Raw genomic sequence first — 19,320 nt, forward strand, 5'->3', positions numbered from 1 at the left:
ATCAACGACATGACCCGACCCCGGTAGCCCTGAAATGAGCGATACAATCGACCCCAAGGAACTGAAGATCCTTTCGGATATCCTTGCACTCGTGCTGGAGGAGCATGCCGGCCAGTCCGAAAGCGCGCTGGCCACCATCCGCTCGCGGGCAAAAAAGAATGGCGTGACGGGGGGCGCGCTGAAAAACCTGTTCGCCGCCATTGCCCCCAACCCGCCACAGAAACCGCCGCCAAAACCCCGCGCGCCACGCACCACCAAGGCCAGTGCCGCGGCGGCAAAGGAAATTCAGGAATCGCACGCCCGCATCGCCCAGCTGGCGGCCAGCATCCGCAAGCTTGACCTTGAACTGCGCGATATCCGCAGCGACAACGATGCCCTGCGTCTGGAACTGAACCAGACGCGCCAGGCCCGCGCCGAGACACAGGCCGCCCTGTCGGTCGTGCAGTCGCGCCCCGCGCCGCGCCGCGCGGGCCTGCTGGTGGCCGCCGCCGTGGGCCTGATTACGGGGGTCGTGCTCAGCGGGGCATGGCACCTGCTGGCCCCGTCCGCCCCGGCGCAGGCCAGCGCGGCCTATCCCCCGGTCATCCACCGTACCGGGCAGGCGTGGCTGCTGCCACCTGCCGCCCCCCTTCATTCAGGAAGCATGCCGTCATGAGCCAGGCCACCACCACACTGACACCGGCTGATCTGATCAGCCGTTTCACGGACATGCTCGGCCCGGTGGGGGTACTGACGGGGGAGAGCGACACCGCCGCCTACTGCACCGACTGGCGTGACCTGTACCATGGCCGGGCACTGGCCGTACTGCGCCCGGCCAGCACGCGCGAACTGGCCGGGATCGTGCGCCTGTGCGCAGCCCATGGCGTTCCCATGGTGCCGCAGGGTGGCAATACCAGCATGGTGGGCGGCGCCACGCCCGATGACAGCGGGCATGAGGTTGTGGTCTGCCTGTCGCGCATGAACCGCGTGCGCCATATCGACCCCCATGACCTGACCATGGAAGTCGAGGCCGGGGTAACGCTGAAGGCGGCACAGGACGCGGCACGGGAGGCGGGGTTCATGCTGCCGCTTTCCATCTCGTCCGAAGGCTCGGCCCAGATTGGTGGCGTGCTGGCCACCAACGCAGGGGGCAACAACACCCTGCGCTACGGCAACGCGCGCGAACTGGTGCTGGGGCTGGAAGCGGTGATGCCCGATGGCGCGGTGTTCCACGGCCTGCGCCGCCTGCGCAAGGACAATACGGGCTACGCCCTGCGCCAGCTGCTGATCGGGTCCGAAGGGACGCTGGGCTTCATCACCACCGCCATCCTGCAGCTCCACCCCCGGCCCCGCGCCATCGAGGCCGTTCTGTGCGCCGTGGATGACGCCGGTGCCGCACTCCGGCTGCTGGGCCTGCTGCGCGGGCGTGACCCGGCACTGGTGCAGGCATTCGAGTACATGTCCGGCACGGGCATGGACCTTGTGACCAGCCTCATCCCCGGCGCCACGCTGCCGCTGGGCGAACGTGCGCCGGCCTATGTGCTGGTGGAACTGGCCACCCCGCGCCCGGATGCGGACCTGCGTGAATATGCCGAGGAAATTCTGGGCGAGGCACTGGAGGACGGCATCATAACCGACGCCGTGATTGCCGAGAGCGAGGGCCAGCGCGCGGCCCTGTGGAAACTGCGCGAGGAACATGCCGAGGCCCAGCGCCAGGCGGGTGCGAGTGTCAAGAACGACGTCTCGGTGCCCGTAACCCATGTGCCCGCACTGATCGACCGCGCAACGGCGGCCTGCGCCGCGCTGGTACCGGGCATCCGCGCCGCCCCCTTCGGCCACATGGGCGATGGCAACATCCACTTCAACCTGGTCCAGCCCGAAGGGATGGCCCCCGAGGACTTCCTGGCGCGCAGCCATGACATCATGGACACGGTGGCCGCCATCGTGAAGGAACTGGACGGTTCCTTCTCCGCCGAACACGGGGTGGGCCAGCTCAAGCCCTACATGATGCCACAGTGGCGCGGTGGCGCGGAACTGGCGGCCATGCGCCACATCAAGGCCGCGCTGGACCCGCACAACATCATGAACCCCGGCAAGGTGCTGCCCCCCGCCACGCAGGGCGCATGACACCCCACCCGGCCGGGCCGCACGTAACAGACTGTTCCCCCGCGCCGTGCCCAGGGGGTTCACCCCTTTTGCCCCGGCGGGAACAGGGCTAGACAGGGTCATGCCTGTCGTCCGCCCCGCTCCCGACCGCCTTGCGCCACGCCTGTCGATTCTGGATGGCTACATGCTGCGCCAGCTGCTGCTGGCGCTGGTGGCGACCACGGGCGCGCTGGTCACACTCATCTGGCTGACGCAGTCGCTGCATTTCGTATCGCTGGTGGTGGGGCGCGGGCTTTCGCTGCGCGTGTTCCTGGAACTGACCGGCCTGCTGATCCCGTCCTTTGTCGCGGTCATCCTGCCCATCACCACGTTCGTGGTGGTGCAGTTCATCTACCAGCGCCTTGGCGGCGACCGGGAACTGACGGTGATGCAGGCGGCGGGCCTGTCACCCGCCCTGATGGCGCGGCCCGGGCTCATGTGCGCCGCCATCGCAACCCTTGTGTGCCTTGTGCTCAATGTATGGATCGTGCCGGTTTCCTACCACGCCTTCCGGCAGTACGAATTCCAGATCCGCAACCGCATGGCCGCCTTCCTGATACAGGACGGGGTCTTCACGCAGGTTTCGGACAACATGACGGTCTATATCCGTGCCCGCGACAAGGACGGCACGCTCCATGGCATCATGGTGGAAGATGACCGTACCCCCGGCGCCGAGGCCACCATCCTGGCCGAAGAGGGCAATCTGGTCATTATCAATGACCAGCCGCGTGTCGTGCTGTTCAATGGTTCCCGTCAGGAAATCGACAGCCATACCGGGCGGCTCAACGTGCTGACCTTCACCCGCAACACCATCGACCTGTCCAGCCCGCACACCGCCCATACCCGCCTGCCGGATGCCAATGAACTCTCGATCGCACAGCTGCTCCACCCGGACCTGCACCAGTATTCCCGCCGTGATGAAAGCAAGATGTTCATCGAGGCATGGCGGCGGCTCAGCACGCCGTTCTGCGCCTTCTCGTTCGCCATGATCGGGCTGGTGGGGGCCATGGGGGGCAGCCATTCGCGCCAGGCCAGCATCGTGCGCCCGGTCCTGGCCATACTGGCGGTGGTGGCGGTGCAGGCGCTGACGCTGCTGGTGCAGAACCTGGCCTCGCGCAATCTCCAGCTCATGCCGCTCATGTGGCTGTGCACGGTCGGGCCGGGCATCGTGTGCGCCATCATGCTGTTCTGGCCCGAACTGCGTGCCGATCGCGAAGGCCGCAGGCTGGCGGGCGGCGTCCGGTCATGAATTTTGCCCTGACCCTGTCGCTCTACATCGCCCGGCAGTTCACCGGGGCCACACTGGCCGTGATCGCCTTCCTGACCGGGCTGATCACCATGTTCGACTTCATCGACCTGCTGCGCCGGGTCTCGACCCGGCCCAACGTGCCGACATCGCTGGTCAGCCAGATCGCGTTCCTGCACATTCCCTTCGCCTGCCTTGAAATCCTGCCCTTTGGCGTGCTGCTGGGCGGTATCCTGTGTTTCTGGCGGCTGGCGCGGTCATCGGAACTGGTGGTGGCGCGGGCGGCCGGCATCTCGGCATGGCAGTTCCTGGCGGGGCCGGTCATCTGCGCCGTGCTGATCGGGGCCATGGCCACGACCTGCGTCTCGCCGCTGTCCTCCGTCATGTACCGCCGGGCGGAGGCACTGGACCGCCAGTACCTGCGGGACAACAACGGCAAGTCCCTCAACCTGAGCGGGGGCACCCTGTGGCTGCGCCAGGGGGACAACGGGCTGGTTGACCATGGGGTGGACATCATTCATGCCCGCCAGGTCAGGCTGAACGGGGGCGTGCTGCATATTGGCGGCATCACCATCTTCCGCCTTGGCCCCGATGACGGGCTGCTGACCCGCATCGAGGCGCAGAGCGGCTATCTGGGCGGGGGCCGGTGGATACTGGAGGGCGCGCGCATGCTGCGCCCCGACGAGATGCCATCGGACATGGGGCGCTTCACCCTGCATGCCGACCTGACGCTGGCGGGGGTGGAGGAAAGCTTCGCCTCCCCCGATACGCTGTCGGTCTGGGCGCTGCCGGGGTTCATCCGCCAGCTCAACCGTTCGGGCTTTTCCACCATCCGCCACCGCCTGCATTTCCAGAGCCTGCTGACACTGCCCGTCCTGTCGGGTACCATGGCGCTGGTGGCGGCGGGGTTTTCCATGCGGCCCGCGCGCCGGGGGGGCGTGATCCGCATGATCAGTTCCGGTGTTGCGGCCGGTTTCGCGCTGTTTGCCCTGTCCAAGATCGCGGCGCAGTTTGGCGAAACGGGCACCCTGCCCCCCGTTCTTGCCGCATGGGCACCCACCGGGGCCGGGCTTTGTCTTGCAGTCACGCTGCTTCTTCATCTAGAGGACGGTTAATGTACCGCTCCGTCCCCTTCCCGCGCGCGCCGCATCCTTCGCGGCCCACTGCCGTCCTGCGGCGGCTTCCGCGCGGGATGCTGCTTGGCGCGACCATGCTGGCGGGCATGATTGGCGGGCTGGGCGGCTGGACATCAACGGCCCATGCCGATGCGGAAGGCGCGCCCCGGCGCCGCATGCCCATCCAGGCCCCCAAAAGCCAGCCACAGGCCCCGGCCAGTTTTTCGGGTACCGTCTCCAATACCGACCCCATGACCTTCCAGGCCGACCATGTGGCCTATGACAGCCGCAACGGCATCGCCACATGGACCGGCAACGTGCAGGTCTGGCAGAACGACCAGATCATGCGGGCCGACAAGATCGTTTATGACCGCAATACCGGCATCGCCTCCGCGCGCGGCAACGTGGCGATGGTGGAGCCGGACGGCACGGTGCTGTTTACCGACTATGCCGAACTGAGCAACGGCATGCGCGATGGCATCATGACGCGCCTGTATGCCCAGATGGCCGACAACGCCCGCATGGCCGCCAATGGCATGCGGCGCACGGGCAGCAAGATCAGTGACCTGACCCGCGTGGTCTATACGGCGTGCGAGATCTGCGCCAAGCACCCCGAGCGCGCGCCGTTCTGGCAGATCCGCGCCTTCGACGCCACGCATGACATGCAGCACAAGCGGCTGGAATTCCGTGATGCGTTCGTGGATTTCTTTGGCGTGCCGGTCTTCTACCTGCCGGCCTTCTCCATGACCGACCCTTCGGTGCGGCGGCAGAGCGGCTTCCTGACACCGGGCTTCACGCCGCATGACCGGTATCTGGGCACGTATGTCACCATTCCCTATTACTGGGTGATCGACCGCCAGTCCGATGTCACGCTGCAGGGCCTGTTCTCCACCCGCACCGGGCCGGAACTGACCGCCAACTACCGGCGCTACTTCTCCAACGCCCGGCTGAACCTTGTGGGTGGCATTGCGTACGATACCCATCGCGACCCCGATTACGTCAATACCTTTGGCCAGGACGTCAATACATCCGACACGCATGGCCTGCAGGGCTACATCTTCGCCAACGGCCAGATCTCCATCAACAAGACATGGCGGGCGGGGGCGAACATACGCTGGGCCAGTTCGCCCAACTACATGCGTGACTACCGCGTCAGCGGCTACGGGCAGGATACGCTCAATTCCAACGTCTATCTGGAAGGCTTTGGCACGGGGTCCTATTCCCGCCTTGATGCCGAAGGCTACGAGGGCATGAACCAGGGCATCATCCACAACCAGGACCTGCCCTGGGTGCTGCCGCGCTACACCTACAGCTATTTTGGCCAGCCCGATGCATGGGGGGGGCGGTTCAGCCTCGATACGACGGATTTCTATGTCTATCGTGAAAACGGCACCTCCGACCAGCGCGGCCAGCTCTCCCTCAACTGGGACCGGCCGTTCCACAATTCGCTGGGACAGATCTGGAACCTGACCCTGCATGTGGAATCCGCCATCCACCGCGCGACCGAGCTGAACCAGCAGCCCAACTATGCCCGCGCCACAACCGCCCAGGTGGAAGGGCAGGTCCTGCCCACGGTCGGGCTGAAGATGAACTGGCCGTTCCTGCGCAGCTTCAACCACAATACCGGCACCCAGGTGCTGGAACCGATCGTGCAGTTCCTTGCCGCCCCCAATACCGGCAACAGCACATCGCGCAACATTCCCAATGAAGACAGCCTGACCTACGAGTTCACGGATTCCACGCTGTTCGCGCTCAACCGCTACGCGGGCACCGACCGGCTTGATGGCGGCCTGCGCGCCAATGTGGGGCTGCACAACAACTGGACATGGAACGGCCACCAGATCGATGTCCTGATTGGCGAGAGCTTCCAGGAGCATATCGACCACAACCGCATCCCCTATTCGGGGCTGAACCACCATCTGTCGGACGTGGTGATGGGCACGCACATGGTGCCCAACCAGTTCTTTGACTTCGACGGCAAGATGCGGCTCGACCCCTACGGCGGCAAGGTGGACTTTGCCGATGCGCTGGGCAGCGCGGGATTCAGCCATTTCCGGGTAACGGGTGGCTACCTGTTCGAGCCGGTAACGCCCTATTACTATTATGCCCAGCGCTCCTATACCTCCATCGCACCCGACATCTATTACCGGCCGGTAAGCGAACTGACGGTGGGCGCGGCCTCCAACTGGGACAACTGGCATATCGCCGCCTATCTGCGCCGCAGCCTGTCGCGCAAGGAAAGCGTGGCCGTGGGGGGCGATGCCGGGTACCAGAATGACTGTTTCGGGCTGGATGTGATGTATCTCAAGCAGTACACCACGATTGGTGGCCAACAGAGCAATTCGACCGTAATGTTCTCCCTTACGTTCAAAACCATCGGTACATTTGGTATAAATGGCTGACCTGATGCGCGAAAGACTGAGCCGGATGTCCATCTTCCCCGCCATGCGTGGCGCTGCTTCCCTTCCCGCCCCGCACGCCGGCCGCACGCTGGCGGCGGGGCTGCTGGCCTGTGCGGCCATGCTTGGCCCCGTGCACGGGGCCTGTGCCCGCAGCGCCCACGCCATTGCACAGCAGGCCCAGGCCGCCGAAGATCAGGATGCCATCATCGCCACCGTCAATGGCGCCGTCCTGACCAAGCGCGACGTGGATACGCGCGGACGGCTTTTTGCGCTGTCCTCCGGCCTTGATGTCAGTGATGACGTGATGCAGCGCCTGCGCCCGCAGATCGTGCGCCAGCTGATTGACGAGAAACTGCGCATGCAGGAAATGCTGGACCGCCACATCAACGTGCCCATCCAGCAGATTGCAGACGCCATTGCCGGCATCGAGCAGCGCAACGGCATGCCGCAGAACGCCCTGCGCAACAAGCTGGCGGAGGATGGCGTGTCACTGACCACCCTGATCGACCAGATCCGCGTACAGCTTGGCTGGACGCAGGTGCTGCGACAGGAAACGGGGGAACGCGGCCGCATTACCGCCGCCGATATCGAACAGCGCACCGAGGCGCTGAAGCGCGAGGACGGCAAGCCGGAATACATGATCAGCGAGATATTCGTACCCGTTGAAGACCCGCGCCACACCGAAAACGAACTGAAATTTACCGAAACCATCATTCAGGAACTGCGCCAGGGCGCGCCCTTCCCGGTTGTGGCGGCCCAGTTCTCGCAGGGGCAGAGCGCGCTGGATGGCGGCATGATGGGCTGGATGCAGGAAGACGGGCTGGACCCGCAGGTGGTGGACGTGGCGCGCAAGATGCCCGATGGCGCCATTTCCAACCCCATCCGCGTGGCGGGCGGCTATGTCATTGCCACCATTGCCGAACGGCGCACGGTGGGCCACCAGATGGCGACCATCCTGTCCATCCGGCAGGCCTTCTTCCCCTTTGACGCGCCGCTTGACCCGGAAAACGCGACAGACCAGCAGAAGGCGACGCTGGATGCGGCCAATGCCTTTTCCGGCGAGGCCAGGAGCTGTGACCAGGTAGAGGCACAGAACAAGAAACTGGGTGAGAAACACCCCACCGACCCCGGTGAGCTCATGCTCAACCACCTCAACCCCCAGATGCGCGAAATTCTGGAACCCCTGCCGGTGAACAAGGCCAGCAAGCCGCTGGTCTCGATCGACGGTATCCTTGTGCTGATGGTTTGCTCACGCGAAGAACGCAACATTGCCGTCCAGACCCCCAGCCAGATTGCCGACCACCTGCTGAACGAACGGGTGGAGCAGACATCACGCCAGCTCAACCGTGACCTGCAGCGGCGGGCGATCATCGACATGCGTTCCAAGACCTGAGCGGGGCATGACCATTCCCACCCCGCCACCGGGCCCTGAACCGCTACGCGAGACCATTGCCCGCCACGGGCTGGACGCGCGCAAGGCGCTGGGCCAGCACTTCCTGCTTGATCCCGGCATTACCGCGCGCATAGCCGGGCTGGCCGGTGACCTGGCCGGGCAGAACGTGGTGGAGGTCGGCCCCGGCCCCGGCGGCCTGACCCGCGCGCTGCTGGACAGTGAAGCAGGGCGCGTGGTCGCGGTGGAGGTGGATACCCGCGCCGTGGCCATCATCACGGAACTGGCTTCCCGCGCGGGCGGGCGGCTGGAGGTGATCGAGGCCGACGCCATGCGCCTTGACCTGACAACGCTGTGCCCCGCCCCCCGGCAGGTGATCGCCAACCTGCCCTACAATGTCGGCACCCCGCTGCTGGTGGGCTGGCTGCGGCAGGCGGCGGCGTGGACCCGGCTTACGCTGATGTTCCAGCAGGAAGTGGCCGAACGCATCTGTGCCGCTCCCGGCTCGGCCCATTACGGCAGGCTGGGCGTGCTGGCGCAATGGACGTGCCGGTGCGGCGTCCTCATGCATATCCCGCCCGGCGCGTTCTCTCCGCCACCCAAGGTCCATTCCGCCGTCGTGGGCCTGATCCCGCACGCGCACCAGCCTGACGCCGCCCTGTTCCGCGCAATGGAACAGGTTACGGCGGCGGCCTTTGGCCAGCGGCGCAAGATGCTGCGCGGCGCGCTCAAGCCTTTGGGGGGCGAGAGCCTGCTGGCCGAGGCCGGCATTGACGGCAGCAGGCGGGCCGAGACACTTGACATAGCCGAATTCGACCGCCTGGCGCGCCTTCATATGCGCAGGGCGGCGGCATAACGCGGGCTTTCCCATGGCCCGGCCATGGCGGACGGCGCCGCGGGCGCATGCCGGCCCAGCATGTAGTCCCGCGCCAGCGGTACCGCCCCGATATCGCGCGTAAGCTGGAGCTGGAAGTTCAGGTGCCCCTGCACCCGGAAGGCCAGTTCGGAGACGACAAGATAGAATTCGAACATGCGGCAGAACCGCTCCCCATACAGCCGTGCGACCGGCACGCGCTGGCTGGCGAAGCGGCTGCGCCAGTGGGCGATGGTGCGGGCGTAATGCAGGCGCCATATCTCGCAATCCGTCAGCCACAGCCCTGCCTTTTCCACGGCGGCCACCGCCTCGCTCACGGCGGGGGAATAGCCACCGGGAAAAATGTGACGCGCGATCCATGGATTGGTCACGCCCGGCCCCTCCACACGCCCTATGGAATGCAGCACCATCACCCCGTCCGGCCGGAGCGCTTCGCGCATGGCGGCAAAGAAGGTGGGATAATGCGCGACACCCACATGCTCGAACATGCCGATGGAAATGATCCGGTCATACTGCCGGGGCGCCACCGCACGGTAATCCATCAGTTCAAAGCGCACGCGATGCTCCAGCCCGGCCTCACGCGCCCGCCTGCGCGCAACCAGAAGCTGTTCGTGTGACAGGGTAATGCCGGTCACGACCGCGCCGTAGTCACGCGCCAGCGTAAGCGCCATGCCCCCCCAGCCACAGCCCACGTCCAGCACGCCCAGGCCCGGACGCACCAGATGCAGCTTGGCGGCAAGGTGATGCTTCTTGGCCGCCTGCGCCTGGGCCAGGGTTTCCGTTCCAGTGGGAAAATATCCACAGGAATACTGCATGTCCTCATCCAGGAAATGCCGGTACAACCTGCTGTCCAGATCGTAATGATGGGCCACGTTACGCCGCGCGCGGCGCCGGGTATTATAATGGAGCCACCTGCGGCCCATGTGGCGCAGAGGGGCAAGCACCCGCTCACCCGCGGGCGCGCTGGCCATGACATTGAGCATGAGCACATGCAGCAGGTCATACAGCGTGCAGCCCACCGGCTGCAGCGTGCCGGCCATATATGCCTCCCCCACCTTCAGGGCGGGGTTGAGCAGCAGGGCCCGTACCGTTGCACCATCTGCAATCCGCATGGCGGCCTGTGGCCCGTCCCGCCCCACATGGACACGCCTGTCCCCATCGGGATAATGGATTTCCAGCCGCCCTGCGGTAATGAAGCGCGCGAATGCCCGGTCCAGCAGTACAGGTGCCATCGGTTCCCTCCCCACCCTGTTTTATGGAACAGGCGGAACATACCGTGGCCACAAACGGCAAAGGCCCGGAAGAGTTTCCTCTTCCGGGCCCTTGCAACCCTGCCCGCCACCCAACAGGGCGGCGGGCAGGGGTCAATCAGACAGCCGGGGTTTCCTCGACGGCGGTTTCTTCCGAAACCTCGCCTTCGGGGGTACCTTCGTCAGCCAGTTCGGCCAGTGTGGGCTCTTCGTCCTGTTCGACGCCGATTTCCTCACCGCGTGCCTGACGTTCCGCTTCTTCTTCGGAACGGGCAACGTTCACGGTCACCTGCATGGACACTTCCGGGTGCAGGGCAACGCTGACTTCATACAGGCCAAGCTGCTTGATCGGCTCGGGCAGGATCACCTGGTTGCGGGTGATGCCCAGGCCAGCCTGGGTTGCCGCTTCCGCGATGTCACGGGTGGTGACGGAGCCATACAGGCTGCCGCTGTCGCCAGCCTGACGGATCAGGATGACGGACAGGCCGTGCATACGCTCGGACAGGCGCTCGGCCTCCTCGCGGTTCTTGAGGTTCTGGGCCTCAAGCTGCACGCGCTCGCGCTCGAAACGCTCACGGTTATGCGCATTGGCGCGGATCGCCTTGCCCTGCGGCAGCAGGAAGTTACGGGCATAGCCCGGCTTCACGCTCACGATCTCGCCCATCTGGCCCAGCTTCTCGACGCGCTGGAGCAGGATGAGTTCTACTGCGGACATGGTTCTGCCTCCCTCAGCTTACAATGTAGGGCAGCAGGGCCAGGAAACGGGCACGCTTGATGGCCTGGGCCAGTTCGCGCTGCTTCTTGGCGGATACTGCCGTGATACGGCTGGGGACGATCTTGCCACGCTCGGACAGGAAGCGGCTCAGCAGGCGCACGTCCTTGTAGTCGATCTTCGGCGCGTTGGGGCCGGAGAACGGGCAGGACTTGCGACGACGGTAGAACGGACGGCGCGCGCCAACCGCAACGCGGCGGGCGGCGGGATTGATCTCGGTAGATTCGGACATCAGCTCTTACTCCGCTTCGGCGCCGGCTGTGGCGTTGGCGCGCTGCTGTTCTTCACGCTCGTTACGGGCGCGGAACTCTTCGCGGTCATCAAAGTTGCGACGCGTGCCACGGCCGCTTTCGAACCGGCCCGCGGGCTTGGGTCCACGGAAGCCACGCTCGCGCTCATCACCCTTGCGCGACAGGATGACGGACGGTGCCTCGTCAATCTCGTCCACGCGCAGGGTCAGCACGCGCAGGACATCTTCGTTCAAGCTCAGCTGACGCTCGATTTCCTTGATCGCGGCGGAAGACGCATCCAGGCCCAGGAGCATGTAGTGCCCCTTGCGGTTCTTCTTGATGCGGTAGGCCAGCGTGCGCAGGCCCCAGTATTCGCGCTTCTTGACGGAACCGGATTCGGCTTCCAGATAGGTGGCGATGCCATCAGCAATGGCTTCAACCTGCTGCTGCGACACGTCATTACGTGCAATCAGCACGGTTTCATACAACGGCATGGGTACTCCCTTCGGATCACTTCAACCCCGTCATGGCGGACACGGTCCACCATGTTGCCCCTCAAGGCACGGGTATAGCCGGGGACGATGCCACGCACCCGGCAGGGAAGGTGCGCGTTGAAACACAAACGCGCCCCACAGACAAGGAAAAAGTGGCGATCAGGCGGTCTCGACCGGCTCCAGCCATGTAAAGACGGGCACGGGCTGGATATCCTGCGGCCGGTCATGGCGGAACCCCGTCACCGCCTTGATCAGTTCCAGCGGCACATCAAGCATGCTGTCCGGACTGCGCGGGTCCTTCAGTTCATGTATGGCGGCGTCAAAAGCCTTCCTGCGCAGCGGAAGCAGTTCGTCGGGCACATCGCCACACACGTTCAGGTCCAGCCGGTCGTTATTGCGGCCATCATGCGTCACGACCCAGCGTTCCTCGCCCTGTTCGTAACTCCTGACCCGGTTTACCGGGTCCACCGCGGCCACATCACAGGTCACCAGCCTGCCCTGCCGGCTCAGTGACCTGCGGTCATAACGCTTGACCAGCCCCGTATCATTCTGGGTGCGGATGACGAACCAGCCATTGGGCAGGTCCGCAATGGCGTACGGTGCCGCACCCGTCGGGTCCGCCACACCCGTATCACGCAGGCCAAGGTCCGCGAGCAGGTCAGCGCGCACGACACCATGAAACTTGTAGTAAGATATATCGAAATCCATGCCCTTCTCTCCCTTCGGCATATACAAAGGGAAATGGGGCGGGCTTATTGTTATAACAATATCGAAGATGACATTTTTGTGTAGGGTTTCGCGCGCCTTTCAGTCCACCCGCAGCCGTTCGGGCAAAGGCAGGGCAAGCGTGTCGGGAATGGTCCATATTTCGTGGATGGTACGGACCTTGCGGAAGCCCGCGCGCAGGTAATTGGGCAGCGCGCGCGGGTGGTCGGCCGTGCAGGTATTCACCCGCACCACCGCCGGCCGCAGCCGCCATGTGGTGGCCACCATCTGGTCAAGGAAGGCCCGCCCCACCCCGCGCCCGACCCATGCGGGCAGCAGCCCGAAATAGGCAATGTTCACATCCGGGCCGTAGCGGCTGTCGAGTTCACAAAACCCAGCGGGTGCATCGCCATCATAGAGCACATGCACGCCAATGCCGGGGCTGGACAGCAGGGTGGCAAGCTGGTGGTCGGGCATGACGCGGCGCAGCCACCAGCAGTAGTCATGGCCCACGGCATCATACAGGCCCCGGTACCAGGCCACGCCGGGGCGGCAGACACGCCGGATACTGTATCCCTCCGGCAGGGCAAGCGGGGCACCGGGGGGCGGACGGTCCATGCACAGGAACGTCACATCCACCCCGATGCGCGTGCCGCCACCGGATTCCTCCGTCATGGCGGCACAGGGTATTTCAGTTATCATCAAGGAACGAGCGCAGCTTGCGGCTCCGGCTGGGATGCTTGAGCTTGCGCAGGGCCTTGGCCTCGATCTGGCGGATACGCTCACGGGTCACGTTGAACTGCTGGCCCACTTCCTCCAGCGTGTGATCGGTATTCATGCCGATGCCAAAGCGCATGCGCAGCACACGTTCCTCACGCGGGGTGAGCGAGGAGAGCACCCGCGTCGTGGCCTCGCGCAGGTTGGTCTGGATCGCGGCATCAAGCGGGATGACGGCAGCCTTGTCCTCGATGAAGTCGCCAAGATGGCTGTCTTCCTCGTCCCCGATCGGGGTTTCGAGCGAGATCGGCTCCTTGGCGATCTTGAGCACCTTGCGCACCTTTTCCAGCGGCATGCCCAGCTTTTCGGCCAGTTCCTCGGGGGCCGGCTCACGCCCGATCTCATGCAGCATCTGGCGCGAGGTACGGACCAGCTTGTTGATCGTCTCGATCATGTGGACCGGGATACGGATGGTCCGCGCCTGATCCGCGATCGAACGCGTGATGGCCTGGCGTATCCACCATGTGGCGTAGGTGGAGAACTTGTAGCCACGGCGGTATTCGAATTTGTCCACCGCCTTCATCAGGCCGATATTGCCTTCCTGGATCAGGTCAAGGAACTGCAGGCCGCGATTGGTGTATTTCTTGGCAATCGAGATCACGAGGCGCAGGTTGGCCTCGATCATCTCCTTCTTGGCGCGCGCCGAATCCCGCTCCCCGCGGGAGACGGTGGCGTAAACGCGCCGGAACTCACCCACCGGCAGGCCGGTTTCCTGTGTGAGGTCGGCCACCTGGTTGCGCAGGCGGATCACGGTCTCGCCATGCTTGGCGATGAAGTTCTTCCATGACTTGCCCGGCAGGGCCGCCGCCATGTCCATCCAGCCGGGGTCCAGTTCGCGCCCACGGTATTTGAGCAGGAAGTCATCGCGCGAGACGCGCGTGCTCTCGGCCAGGCGCAGCATGCGGCCTTCCAACCCGTTCAGGCGCTGGAAGATTTCCTTCAGGTGCTCGACCAGCACCTCGATACGCGCATTGTGCAGATGGACCTGCTGGACCTTGCCCACCAGTTCCAGACGCAGCTGCTCGTAGCGGCTTTCCTCCTCGGCCGAGATGTCGCTGCCGGCGGTGAATTTTTCCAGCCGCTCGGCCTGCACGCGGTGCAGCGCCTCGTACAGCGCCTCGACTTCCTTGAACTGCTCCAGGATCTCGGGCTTCAGCTTTTCCTCAAGCGCTGAAAGCGACAGGCCGGCCCCCTCGCCTTCCCCCTCGCCCTCGCCTTCGGTTTCCTCGGCTTCCTCGGCCTCGTTGCCGTCATTTTCGGCAAAGGCATCCTCGCCTTCCACCGCCTCGGCGGGGTCATTGCCGCCGGACTGCATGGCCTCCAGGTCCACGATGTCGCGCAGCAGCATCTCACCGGCCTTGAGCCGTTCATGCCACGAAATGATGGCGCGGAAAGTCAGCGGGCTTTCACACAGGCCGCCGATCATCTCGTCACGGCCAGCCTCGATCCGCTTGGCGATCGCGATCTCGCCCTCACGCGACAGGAGTTCGACCGAACCCATCTCACGCAGGTACATGCGCACCGGGTCATCGGTGCGGCCAAGGCTTTCGGTATCGACGTTGCCCGCCGCCGGTTCCTCGCTCTCGCTCTCTTCCTCGGCGGTGTCGTCACCCTTGGTGTCGGCGGTGGCCGCGGCCTCGGTGTCGTCGTTATCCTCGTTCTCGACAACCTGCATGCCCATTTCCGACAGGGCGGCCATCACGTCCTCGATCTGTTCCGAGGACATCTGGTCCTGCGGAAGGACGGCATTGAGTTCATCGAACGTGATGTAACCGCGTTCCTTGCCGCGGGCGATCAGTTTCTTGACGGCGCCGGACCGGGTGTCCAGCAGGGTTGTATCGTTATCCTGATCCCCCGAAGCCGTGTCCGTACCCGTGGCTGTCTTTGTCGCCATGCCCGATCAATCCCTACCCAGCAAATCGTTTACGCGCGTGAACACAAGCCTGCCCGCGCACAGTGGCCCGTCCCCTTACATCCGCCCCCGCAGGCGGCGGGACAGGATACGGCCAATCATACCGCTTTCATATGCATTTGTCTGGTGCAGGTGGTCGATAACATGCCCGAAGTCAAGGGCGGCCATGCGATGATTTGATGCGCGCGGCCAAATTTTCCCCTTATTCGTCCACATCCTCGCCGCCCCGCCGCAGGGCATCGAGGGCCAGCAGGCGGGTGCGCAGGCTGAGCCATGCCGCCTCATCCAGTTCGCCCGCGCACATGCGTTCGGTATCGCCGCGGATCTCGGCGGCAAAGCGCCCTACATTGAGCAGCGCGTAGAAATGCCACCACTCCCGGCGCGGATCGGTACCGAAAAGATCATCCTCGTCCCGTCCCCGCCCGCGCCGCCCGCGCACGGCGCGCACACGCTGGCACACGTCATCCAGCCCCGTGGCCGACAGGCTGGCCGCCAGGTCCTCCGCCGGGGGCAGCGCGCCCTGCGCGTCATACAGGTCAAGCAGTTCCTCACGCAGGGCCGCGATATCGGCGGGCAGTTCAAGACGGCAGTAGGCATCCTGCACTTCACCCATGACAACCGGCTGTTCCAGAATGATGGCGGTCAGGATGCACTGGCGCTGCAGGTCCGCATCCACCATCGCCACGGGGGCGGTGGCAATGGCGGGACGCGCCGCCCCCTTCCCGCCCCCACGGCGGAAGGTCTCGAAAAAACTGTCCAGCAGGGTGGAACGGTATTCCGCCGCCAGTGCCTTGTCCGGGATCAGGGCGGCCACTTCCACCAGCCTGCGGCGCAGGGCGGCACGCTGTTCGGGTCCGGGGTTGCGCACGCCCTCGCTCAGCAGCCCGAACAGGACCTGCCCCATCGGGCGGGCACCTTCAACCAGCGCCGCCATGGCGGCGGAGCCATCACGGCGGACAAGGCTGTCGGGGTCCTCGCCTTCGGGCAGGACACAGAAGCGCAGCGTGCGCTCCACATTGAGCAGCGGCAGCGCGGTCTGCGCCGCCTTGACCGCCGCGCGCTGGCCGGCCGCATCCCCATCGAAGCACAGGACGGGGGCGGGGCCGACCTGCCACAGGGCTTCAAGCTGTTCGGCGGTCAGCGCCGTGCCAAGGGGGGCGACCGCGCCATGGAAGCCCGCCTGATGCAGGGCGATCACGTCCATGTAGCCCTCCACCACCAGCAGTTCCGCCCCGGCGCCCGTGCCCCGCACGCCCTCACGCGCGCGATCGAGGCCGAACAGCACCCGGCGCTTGGAGAAGATGGGGGTTTCCGGCCCGTTGAGGTATTTGGGCTGCCCATCGCCCAGGATGCGCCCGCCAAAGGAGACCAGCCGCCCGCGCCGGTCGCGGATGGGGAAGGTCACGCGGTTGTAGAACAGTTCACGCCGGGGCGTGCCGTCCTCATCCGCGCGCATCACGCCTGCCTCAAGCAGCATGGCGGGGGTGATGTCGTGCTCCGCCATTTCGGCCACAAGCCCGCCCCGTCCCTCCCCCGACCAGCCCAGGCCGAAGGCGGCGATGGTCTCGTCCGTCAGGCCACGGCCACGCAGGTAGGCCAACCCCTCACGCCCCTCGGGCTGGTACAGCCTGCGCTGCCATGATGCCTGCACCGCCTCCAGCACCTCGCCCAGCGTGCGGGCTTCCTCGGCGCGGGCACGCTGGGCGCGGTCGGGCTTTGGCACCTCCATGCCGGCGGCGGTGGCCAGTTCCTCCACCGCCTCAATGAAGGTGCGGCCCTCGCTTTCCATGACGAAGGTGATGACATCGCCATGCGCCTGGCAGCCGAAGCAGTGGTAATGATCGTCATAGACATAGAACGATGGCGTCTTTTCCCCATGGAAGGGGCAGCAGCCCTTCCAGTTCTTTCCCGAACGGACCAGCTTCGTCCGCCGCCCGATCACGGGGGCGATGGGCGTGCGGGCACGAAGTTCATCAAGAAAGGCAGGGTCGAGCGCCATCGGTGTGAATGCCCCGTTCAGGCGGACAGGCGCGCGCGCACCACGGCGGAAGCGCGTGCGGGGTCAAGGGCCGCGCCAAACTGTTCCTTCAGCGCCGCCATGACCTTGCCCATGTCCTTCATGGAAGTGGCATCCGTACGTTCGATGGCTTCGCGCACCGCGGCCTCGATGGTGGCATCATCCAGATCGGGCGGCAGGTAGTCGCGGATGATGGCGATCTCGGCCTCTTCCTTCTGTGCCAGTTCCGGGCGGCCACCCTGGGTGTACATGGCGGCCGATTCCGTGCGCGACTTGATCATGCCACGCAGCATGGAAATCACGGCTTCATCGCTGACCTGGTCCTCCCCCCTGGCGCGACCGGCAATATCGACATCCTTCAGCTTTGCGGTGATCATGCGGATGGTGCCAACCTTCTCGCTCTGGCCTGCCTTCATGGCGGTTTTCAGGTCATCCATGAAACGTGCGCGCAAGGACATGACTGTCAACTCCTCTGCCCGGCGGGAGGGCGGGATGCCCTGCATGGTGCCGGGAATAATTTTCCCACTGTCTCGATGCGGGGGTATGTGGGAATTTTCTTCCCAATTACCAGAGACACTGTTAGGCAATACTCCCGGAAGGGACATCATCCAATGCCGATGACGATAGAAAGTATTATCGAACGCCTTGGCGGCGCCGAGCAGGCCGCCCGCCTGACGGGCGTCAGCACCGAGGCCATTCGCAAATGGCGGCAGGCCCGCGCCATACCACCCAAGCACTGGACAACCGTGCTGCGGGCCACCGGCCTGTCACTGTCCGACCTGCAACCCGATACAGAATCCGACCGACCGGAGCCCAAGATGAGCACGCCAAACCCGAGCGCACCGGCCAGCAGGCCCCAAGCCGCCACCGCCGCCCTGATCCTGGCTGATGGCACCATCCTGTGGGGACGCGGATTCGGCGCGCACGGCACGGAGCACGCGCTGGGCGAGATCTGCTTTTCCACCGGCATGACCGGGTACCAGGAAACACTGACCGACCCGTCCTTCGCGGGGCAGATCATTACCTTCACTTTCCCCCATATCGGCAATACCGGCACCACGCCGGAGGATGACGAGGCCACTCGGGTCAGTGCGCGGGGGCTGGTGGTCAAGGAAGACCTGACCGCTCCCGCCAACTGGCGTTCGACCCGGTCGCTGGATGCCTGGCTGAAGGCACAGGGCGTGCCCGGCATATGCGGCATCGACACCCGCGCCATCACCCGGCGCATCCGCGAAGGCGGGCCGCAGACGGCCGTCATCGCCTATCCCGCCGATGGCCAGTTCGACATTGCCGCCCTGCAGGCCCGCGCCCGCGCCTGGCCGGGGCTGGAGGGCATGGACCTTGCAGGTGAAGTCACCTGCGCCAGGCCATATACATGGGCCGAAGGCGTATGGCAGTGGCCACACGGCACGGCCCCCCTGCCTGAAAAGCGCCGGAAGGTGGTTGCGGTCGATTACGGGGCCAAGCGCAACATCCTGCGCTGCCTGGCGTCGGCCGGATGTGACGTGACCGTCGTGCCCGCCACCGCCACGGCGGAAGAAATCCTGGCCCTCGCCCCCGCCGGCGTGTTCCTGTCCAACGGGCCGGGCGACCCGGCGGCAACGGCACGGTATGCCGTGCCGGCCATCAGGGGCGTGCTGGAAGCGGGCAAGCCGCTGTTCGGCATCTGCCTGGGCCACCAGCTTCTTGCACTGGCGCTGGGGGCGAAAACCTACAAGCTGGCGCGCGGCCACCGCGGGGCCAACCAGCCGGTCAAGGACCTGGCGACGGGCAAGGTGGAAATCACCAGCCAGAACCACGGCTTTGCCGTCGATGACAAATCCCTGCCCGAAGACGTGCACGCCACCCATACCAGCCTGTTTGACGGATCGAACGAAGGCATTGCCACCAGCCGCTACCCGGCATTCTCGGTGCAGTACCACCCCGAGGCCAGCCCCGGCCCATCGGACAGCCATTACCTGTTCCGCCGTTTTGTCGACCTGATCGACACCACAACCAAGACTGCGTGAAAG

Annotated in this window: 17 protein-coding genes; 8 read left to right on the forward strand and 9 right to left on the reverse strand. The window is 65.2% G+C overall.

What is annotated here, in order from left to right:
* Positions 1 to 34: 34 nt before the first annotated feature.
* The 7 genes from CFR78_RS03010 to rsmA all read left to right on the forward strand — a co-directional run bounded on the left by CFR78_RS03010 (position 35) and on the right by rsmA (position 9,133).
* Complete coding sequence (locus tag CFR78_RS03010; protein WP_007399702.1) at positions 35 to 655, forward strand: hypothetical protein; 621 nt, start codon at positions 35 to 37, stop codon at positions 653 to 655.
* Entirely contained in the window at positions 652 to 2,106 is a 1,455-nt protein-coding gene (locus CFR78_RS03015; protein ID WP_034933088.1) for an FAD-binding oxidoreductase, read from the forward strand. Before CFR78_RS03010 ends, CFR78_RS03015 begins: the two co-directional genes overlap by 4 nt.
* A 100-nt stretch (positions 2,107 to 2,206) precedes the next feature.
* On the forward strand, positions 2,207 to 3,373 hold the full coding sequence (gene lptF, locus CFR78_RS03020) for an LPS export ABC transporter permease LptF (RefSeq protein ID WP_034933090.1): 1,167 nt from the start codon (positions 2,207 to 2,209) through the stop codon (positions 3,371 to 3,373).
* The gene (gene lptG, locus CFR78_RS03025; RefSeq protein ID WP_007399699.1) at positions 3,370 to 4,485 is read left to right on the forward strand and encodes an LPS export ABC transporter permease LptG; all 1,116 of its coding nucleotides are present in this window, start codon (positions 3,370 to 3,372) and stop codon (positions 4,483 to 4,485) included. The genes lptF and lptG overlap by 4 nt, the downstream gene beginning before the upstream one ends.
* Positions 4,485 to 6,887 (forward strand): LPS-assembly protein LptD, encoded by a 2,403-nt coding sequence (locus CFR78_RS03030; RefSeq protein ID WP_034933092.1) that lies wholly within the window; start codon positions 4,485 to 4,487, stop codon positions 6,885 to 6,887. The genes lptG and CFR78_RS03030 overlap by 1 nt, the downstream gene beginning before the upstream one ends.
* Positions 6,888 to 6,912: 25 nt before the next feature.
* Positions 6,913 to 8,280 carry a peptidylprolyl isomerase gene (locus CFR78_RS03035; protein WP_408884601.1) on the forward strand — a complete coding sequence of 456 codons (1,368 nt, stop codon included), beginning with the start codon at positions 6,913 to 6,915 and terminating at the stop codon, positions 8,278 to 8,280.
* 7 nt (positions 8,281 to 8,287) lie between these two features.
* Complete coding sequence (gene rsmA, locus CFR78_RS03040) at positions 8,288 to 9,133, forward strand: 16S rRNA (adenine(1518)-N(6)/adenine(1519)-N(6))-dimethyltransferase RsmA (protein ID WP_034933095.1); 846 nt, start codon at positions 8,288 to 8,290, stop codon at positions 9,131 to 9,133.
* On the opposite strand, the gene CFR78_RS03045 is transcribed toward rsmA, so the two are convergent.
* The 9 genes from CFR78_RS03045 to CFR78_RS03085 form a co-directional block, all read right to left on the reverse strand.
* Positions 9,109 to 10,383: an SAM-dependent methyltransferase gene (locus CFR78_RS03045; RefSeq protein ID WP_007399695.1), complete on the reverse strand. Its 1,275-nt coding sequence runs from the start codon at positions 10,381 to 10,383 to the stop codon at positions 9,109 to 9,111. The two genes, rsmA and CFR78_RS03045, sit on opposite strands and share 25 nt — an antisense overlap.
* Before the next feature lie 136 nt (positions 10,384 to 10,519).
* Complete coding sequence (gene rplI, locus CFR78_RS03050; protein ID WP_007399694.1) at positions 10,520 to 11,116, reverse strand: 50S ribosomal protein L9; 597 nt, start codon at positions 11,114 to 11,116, stop codon at positions 10,520 to 10,522.
* A 13-nt stretch (positions 11,117 to 11,129) separates the two neighbouring features.
* Positions 11,130 to 11,405, reverse strand: coding sequence for a 30S ribosomal protein S18 (rpsR, locus tag CFR78_RS03055; protein ID WP_007399693.1), 276 nt, complete (start codon positions 11,403 to 11,405; stop codon positions 11,130 to 11,132).
* A gap of 6 nt (positions 11,406 to 11,411) precedes the next feature.
* Positions 11,412 to 11,897 (reverse strand): 30S ribosomal protein S6, encoded by a 486-nt coding sequence (gene rpsF, locus CFR78_RS03060; RefSeq protein WP_007399692.1) that lies wholly within the window; start codon positions 11,895 to 11,897, stop codon positions 11,412 to 11,414.
* Positions 11,898 to 12,056: 159 nt separating this feature from the next.
* On the reverse strand, positions 12,057 to 12,605 hold the full coding sequence (locus CFR78_RS03065; protein WP_110580980.1) for a hypothetical protein: 549 nt from the start codon (positions 12,603 to 12,605) through the stop codon (positions 12,057 to 12,059).
* A gap of 99 nt (positions 12,606 to 12,704) precedes the next feature.
* Entirely contained in the window at positions 12,705 to 13,277 is a 573-nt protein-coding gene (locus CFR78_RS03070) for a GNAT family N-acetyltransferase (protein ID WP_181417479.1), read from the reverse strand.
* A gap of 16 nt (positions 13,278 to 13,293) precedes the next feature.
* Entirely contained in the window at positions 13,294 to 15,273 is a 1,980-nt protein-coding gene (gene rpoD, locus CFR78_RS03075; protein WP_007399688.1) for an RNA polymerase sigma factor RpoD, read from the reverse strand.
* 220 nt (positions 15,274 to 15,493) lie between these two features.
* Entirely contained in the window at positions 15,494 to 17,290 is a 1,797-nt protein-coding gene (gene dnaG / locus CFR78_RS03080) for a DNA primase (RefSeq protein WP_007399686.1), read from the reverse strand.
* A gap of 17 nt (positions 17,291 to 17,307) precedes the next feature.
* Positions 17,308 to 17,766: a GatB/YqeY domain-containing protein gene (locus CFR78_RS03085; RefSeq protein WP_034933102.1), complete on the reverse strand. Its 459-nt coding sequence runs from the start codon at positions 17,764 to 17,766 to the stop codon at positions 17,308 to 17,310.
* A 153-nt stretch (positions 17,767 to 17,919) separates the two neighbouring features.
* Here CFR78_RS03085 and carA point away from each other — a divergent pair, with 153 nt between their 5' ends.
* Positions 17,920 to 19,317 carry a glutamine-hydrolyzing carbamoyl-phosphate synthase small subunit gene (carA, locus tag CFR78_RS03090; protein WP_034933105.1) on the forward strand — a complete coding sequence of 466 codons (1,398 nt, stop codon included), beginning with the start codon at positions 17,920 to 17,922 and terminating at the stop codon, positions 19,315 to 19,317.
* Positions 19,318 to 19,320 lie beyond the last annotated feature (3 nt).

Origin of the sequence: Komagataeibacter rhaeticus, assembly GCF_003207855.1 — a bacterium.
Lineage (GTDB): Bacteria > Pseudomonadota > Alphaproteobacteria > Acetobacterales > Acetobacteraceae > Komagataeibacter > Komagataeibacter rhaeticus.

Excerpts from the sequence above, each read along its gene's own strand:
- rplI (WP_007399694.1), bottom strand. The coding sequence starts at position 11,116 with ATGTCCGCAGTAGAACTCATCCTGCTCCAGCGCGTCGAGAAGCTGGGC.
- lptG (WP_007399699.1), top strand. The coding sequence starts at position 3,370 with ATGAATTTTGCCCTGACCCTGTCGCTCTACATCGCCCGGCAGTTCACC.
- lptF (WP_034933090.1), top strand. The coding sequence starts at position 2,207 with ATGCCTGTCGTCCGCCCCGCTCCCGACCGCCTTGCGCCACGCCTGTCG.
- CFR78_RS03015 (WP_034933088.1), top strand. The coding sequence starts at position 652 with ATGAGCCAGGCCACCACCACACTGACACCGGCTGATCTGATCAGCCGT.
- CFR78_RS03035 (WP_408884601.1), top strand. The coding sequence starts at position 6,913 with ATGTCCATCTTCCCCGCCATGCGTGGCGCTGCTTCCCTTCCCGCCCCG.
- CFR78_RS03070 (WP_181417479.1), bottom strand. The coding sequence starts at position 13,277 with ATGACGGAGGAATCCGGTGGCGGCACGCGCATCGGGGTGGATGTGACG.
- CFR78_RS03045 (WP_007399695.1), bottom strand. The coding sequence starts at position 10,383 with ATGGCACCTGTACTGCTGGACCGGGCATTCGCGCGCTTCATTACCGCA.
- CFR78_RS03065 (WP_110580980.1), bottom strand. The coding sequence starts at position 12,605 with ATGGATTTCGATATATCTTACTACAAGTTTCATGGTGTCGTGCGCGCT.
- rpoD (WP_007399688.1), bottom strand. The coding sequence starts at position 15,273 with ATGGCGACAAAGACAGCCACGGGTACGGACACGGCTTCGGGGGATCAG.
- rpsR (WP_007399693.1), bottom strand. The coding sequence starts at position 11,405 with ATGTCCGAATCTACCGAGATCAATCCCGCCGCCCGCCGCGTTGCGGTT.
- CFR78_RS03010 (WP_007399702.1), top strand. The coding sequence starts at position 35 with ATGAGCGATACAATCGACCCCAAGGAACTGAAGATCCTTTCGGATATC.
- rpsF (WP_007399692.1), bottom strand. The coding sequence starts at position 11,897 with ATGCCGTTGTATGAAACCGTGCTGATTGCACGTAATGACGTGTCGCAG.
- CFR78_RS03030 (WP_034933092.1), top strand. The coding sequence starts at position 4,485 with ATGTACCGCTCCGTCCCCTTCCCGCGCGCGCCGCATCCTTCGCGGCCC.
- dnaG (WP_007399686.1), bottom strand. The coding sequence starts at position 17,290 with ATGGCGCTCGACCCTGCCTTTCTTGATGAACTTCGTGCCCGCACGCCC.
- CFR78_RS03085 (WP_034933102.1), bottom strand. The coding sequence starts at position 17,766 with ATGTCCTTGCGCGCACGTTTCATGGATGACCTGAAAACCGCCATGAAG.
- carA (WP_034933105.1), top strand. The coding sequence starts at position 17,920 with ATGCCGATGACGATAGAAAGTATTATCGAACGCCTTGGCGGCGCCGAG.
- rsmA (WP_034933095.1), top strand. The coding sequence starts at position 8,288 with ATGACCATTCCCACCCCGCCACCGGGCCCTGAACCGCTACGCGAGACC.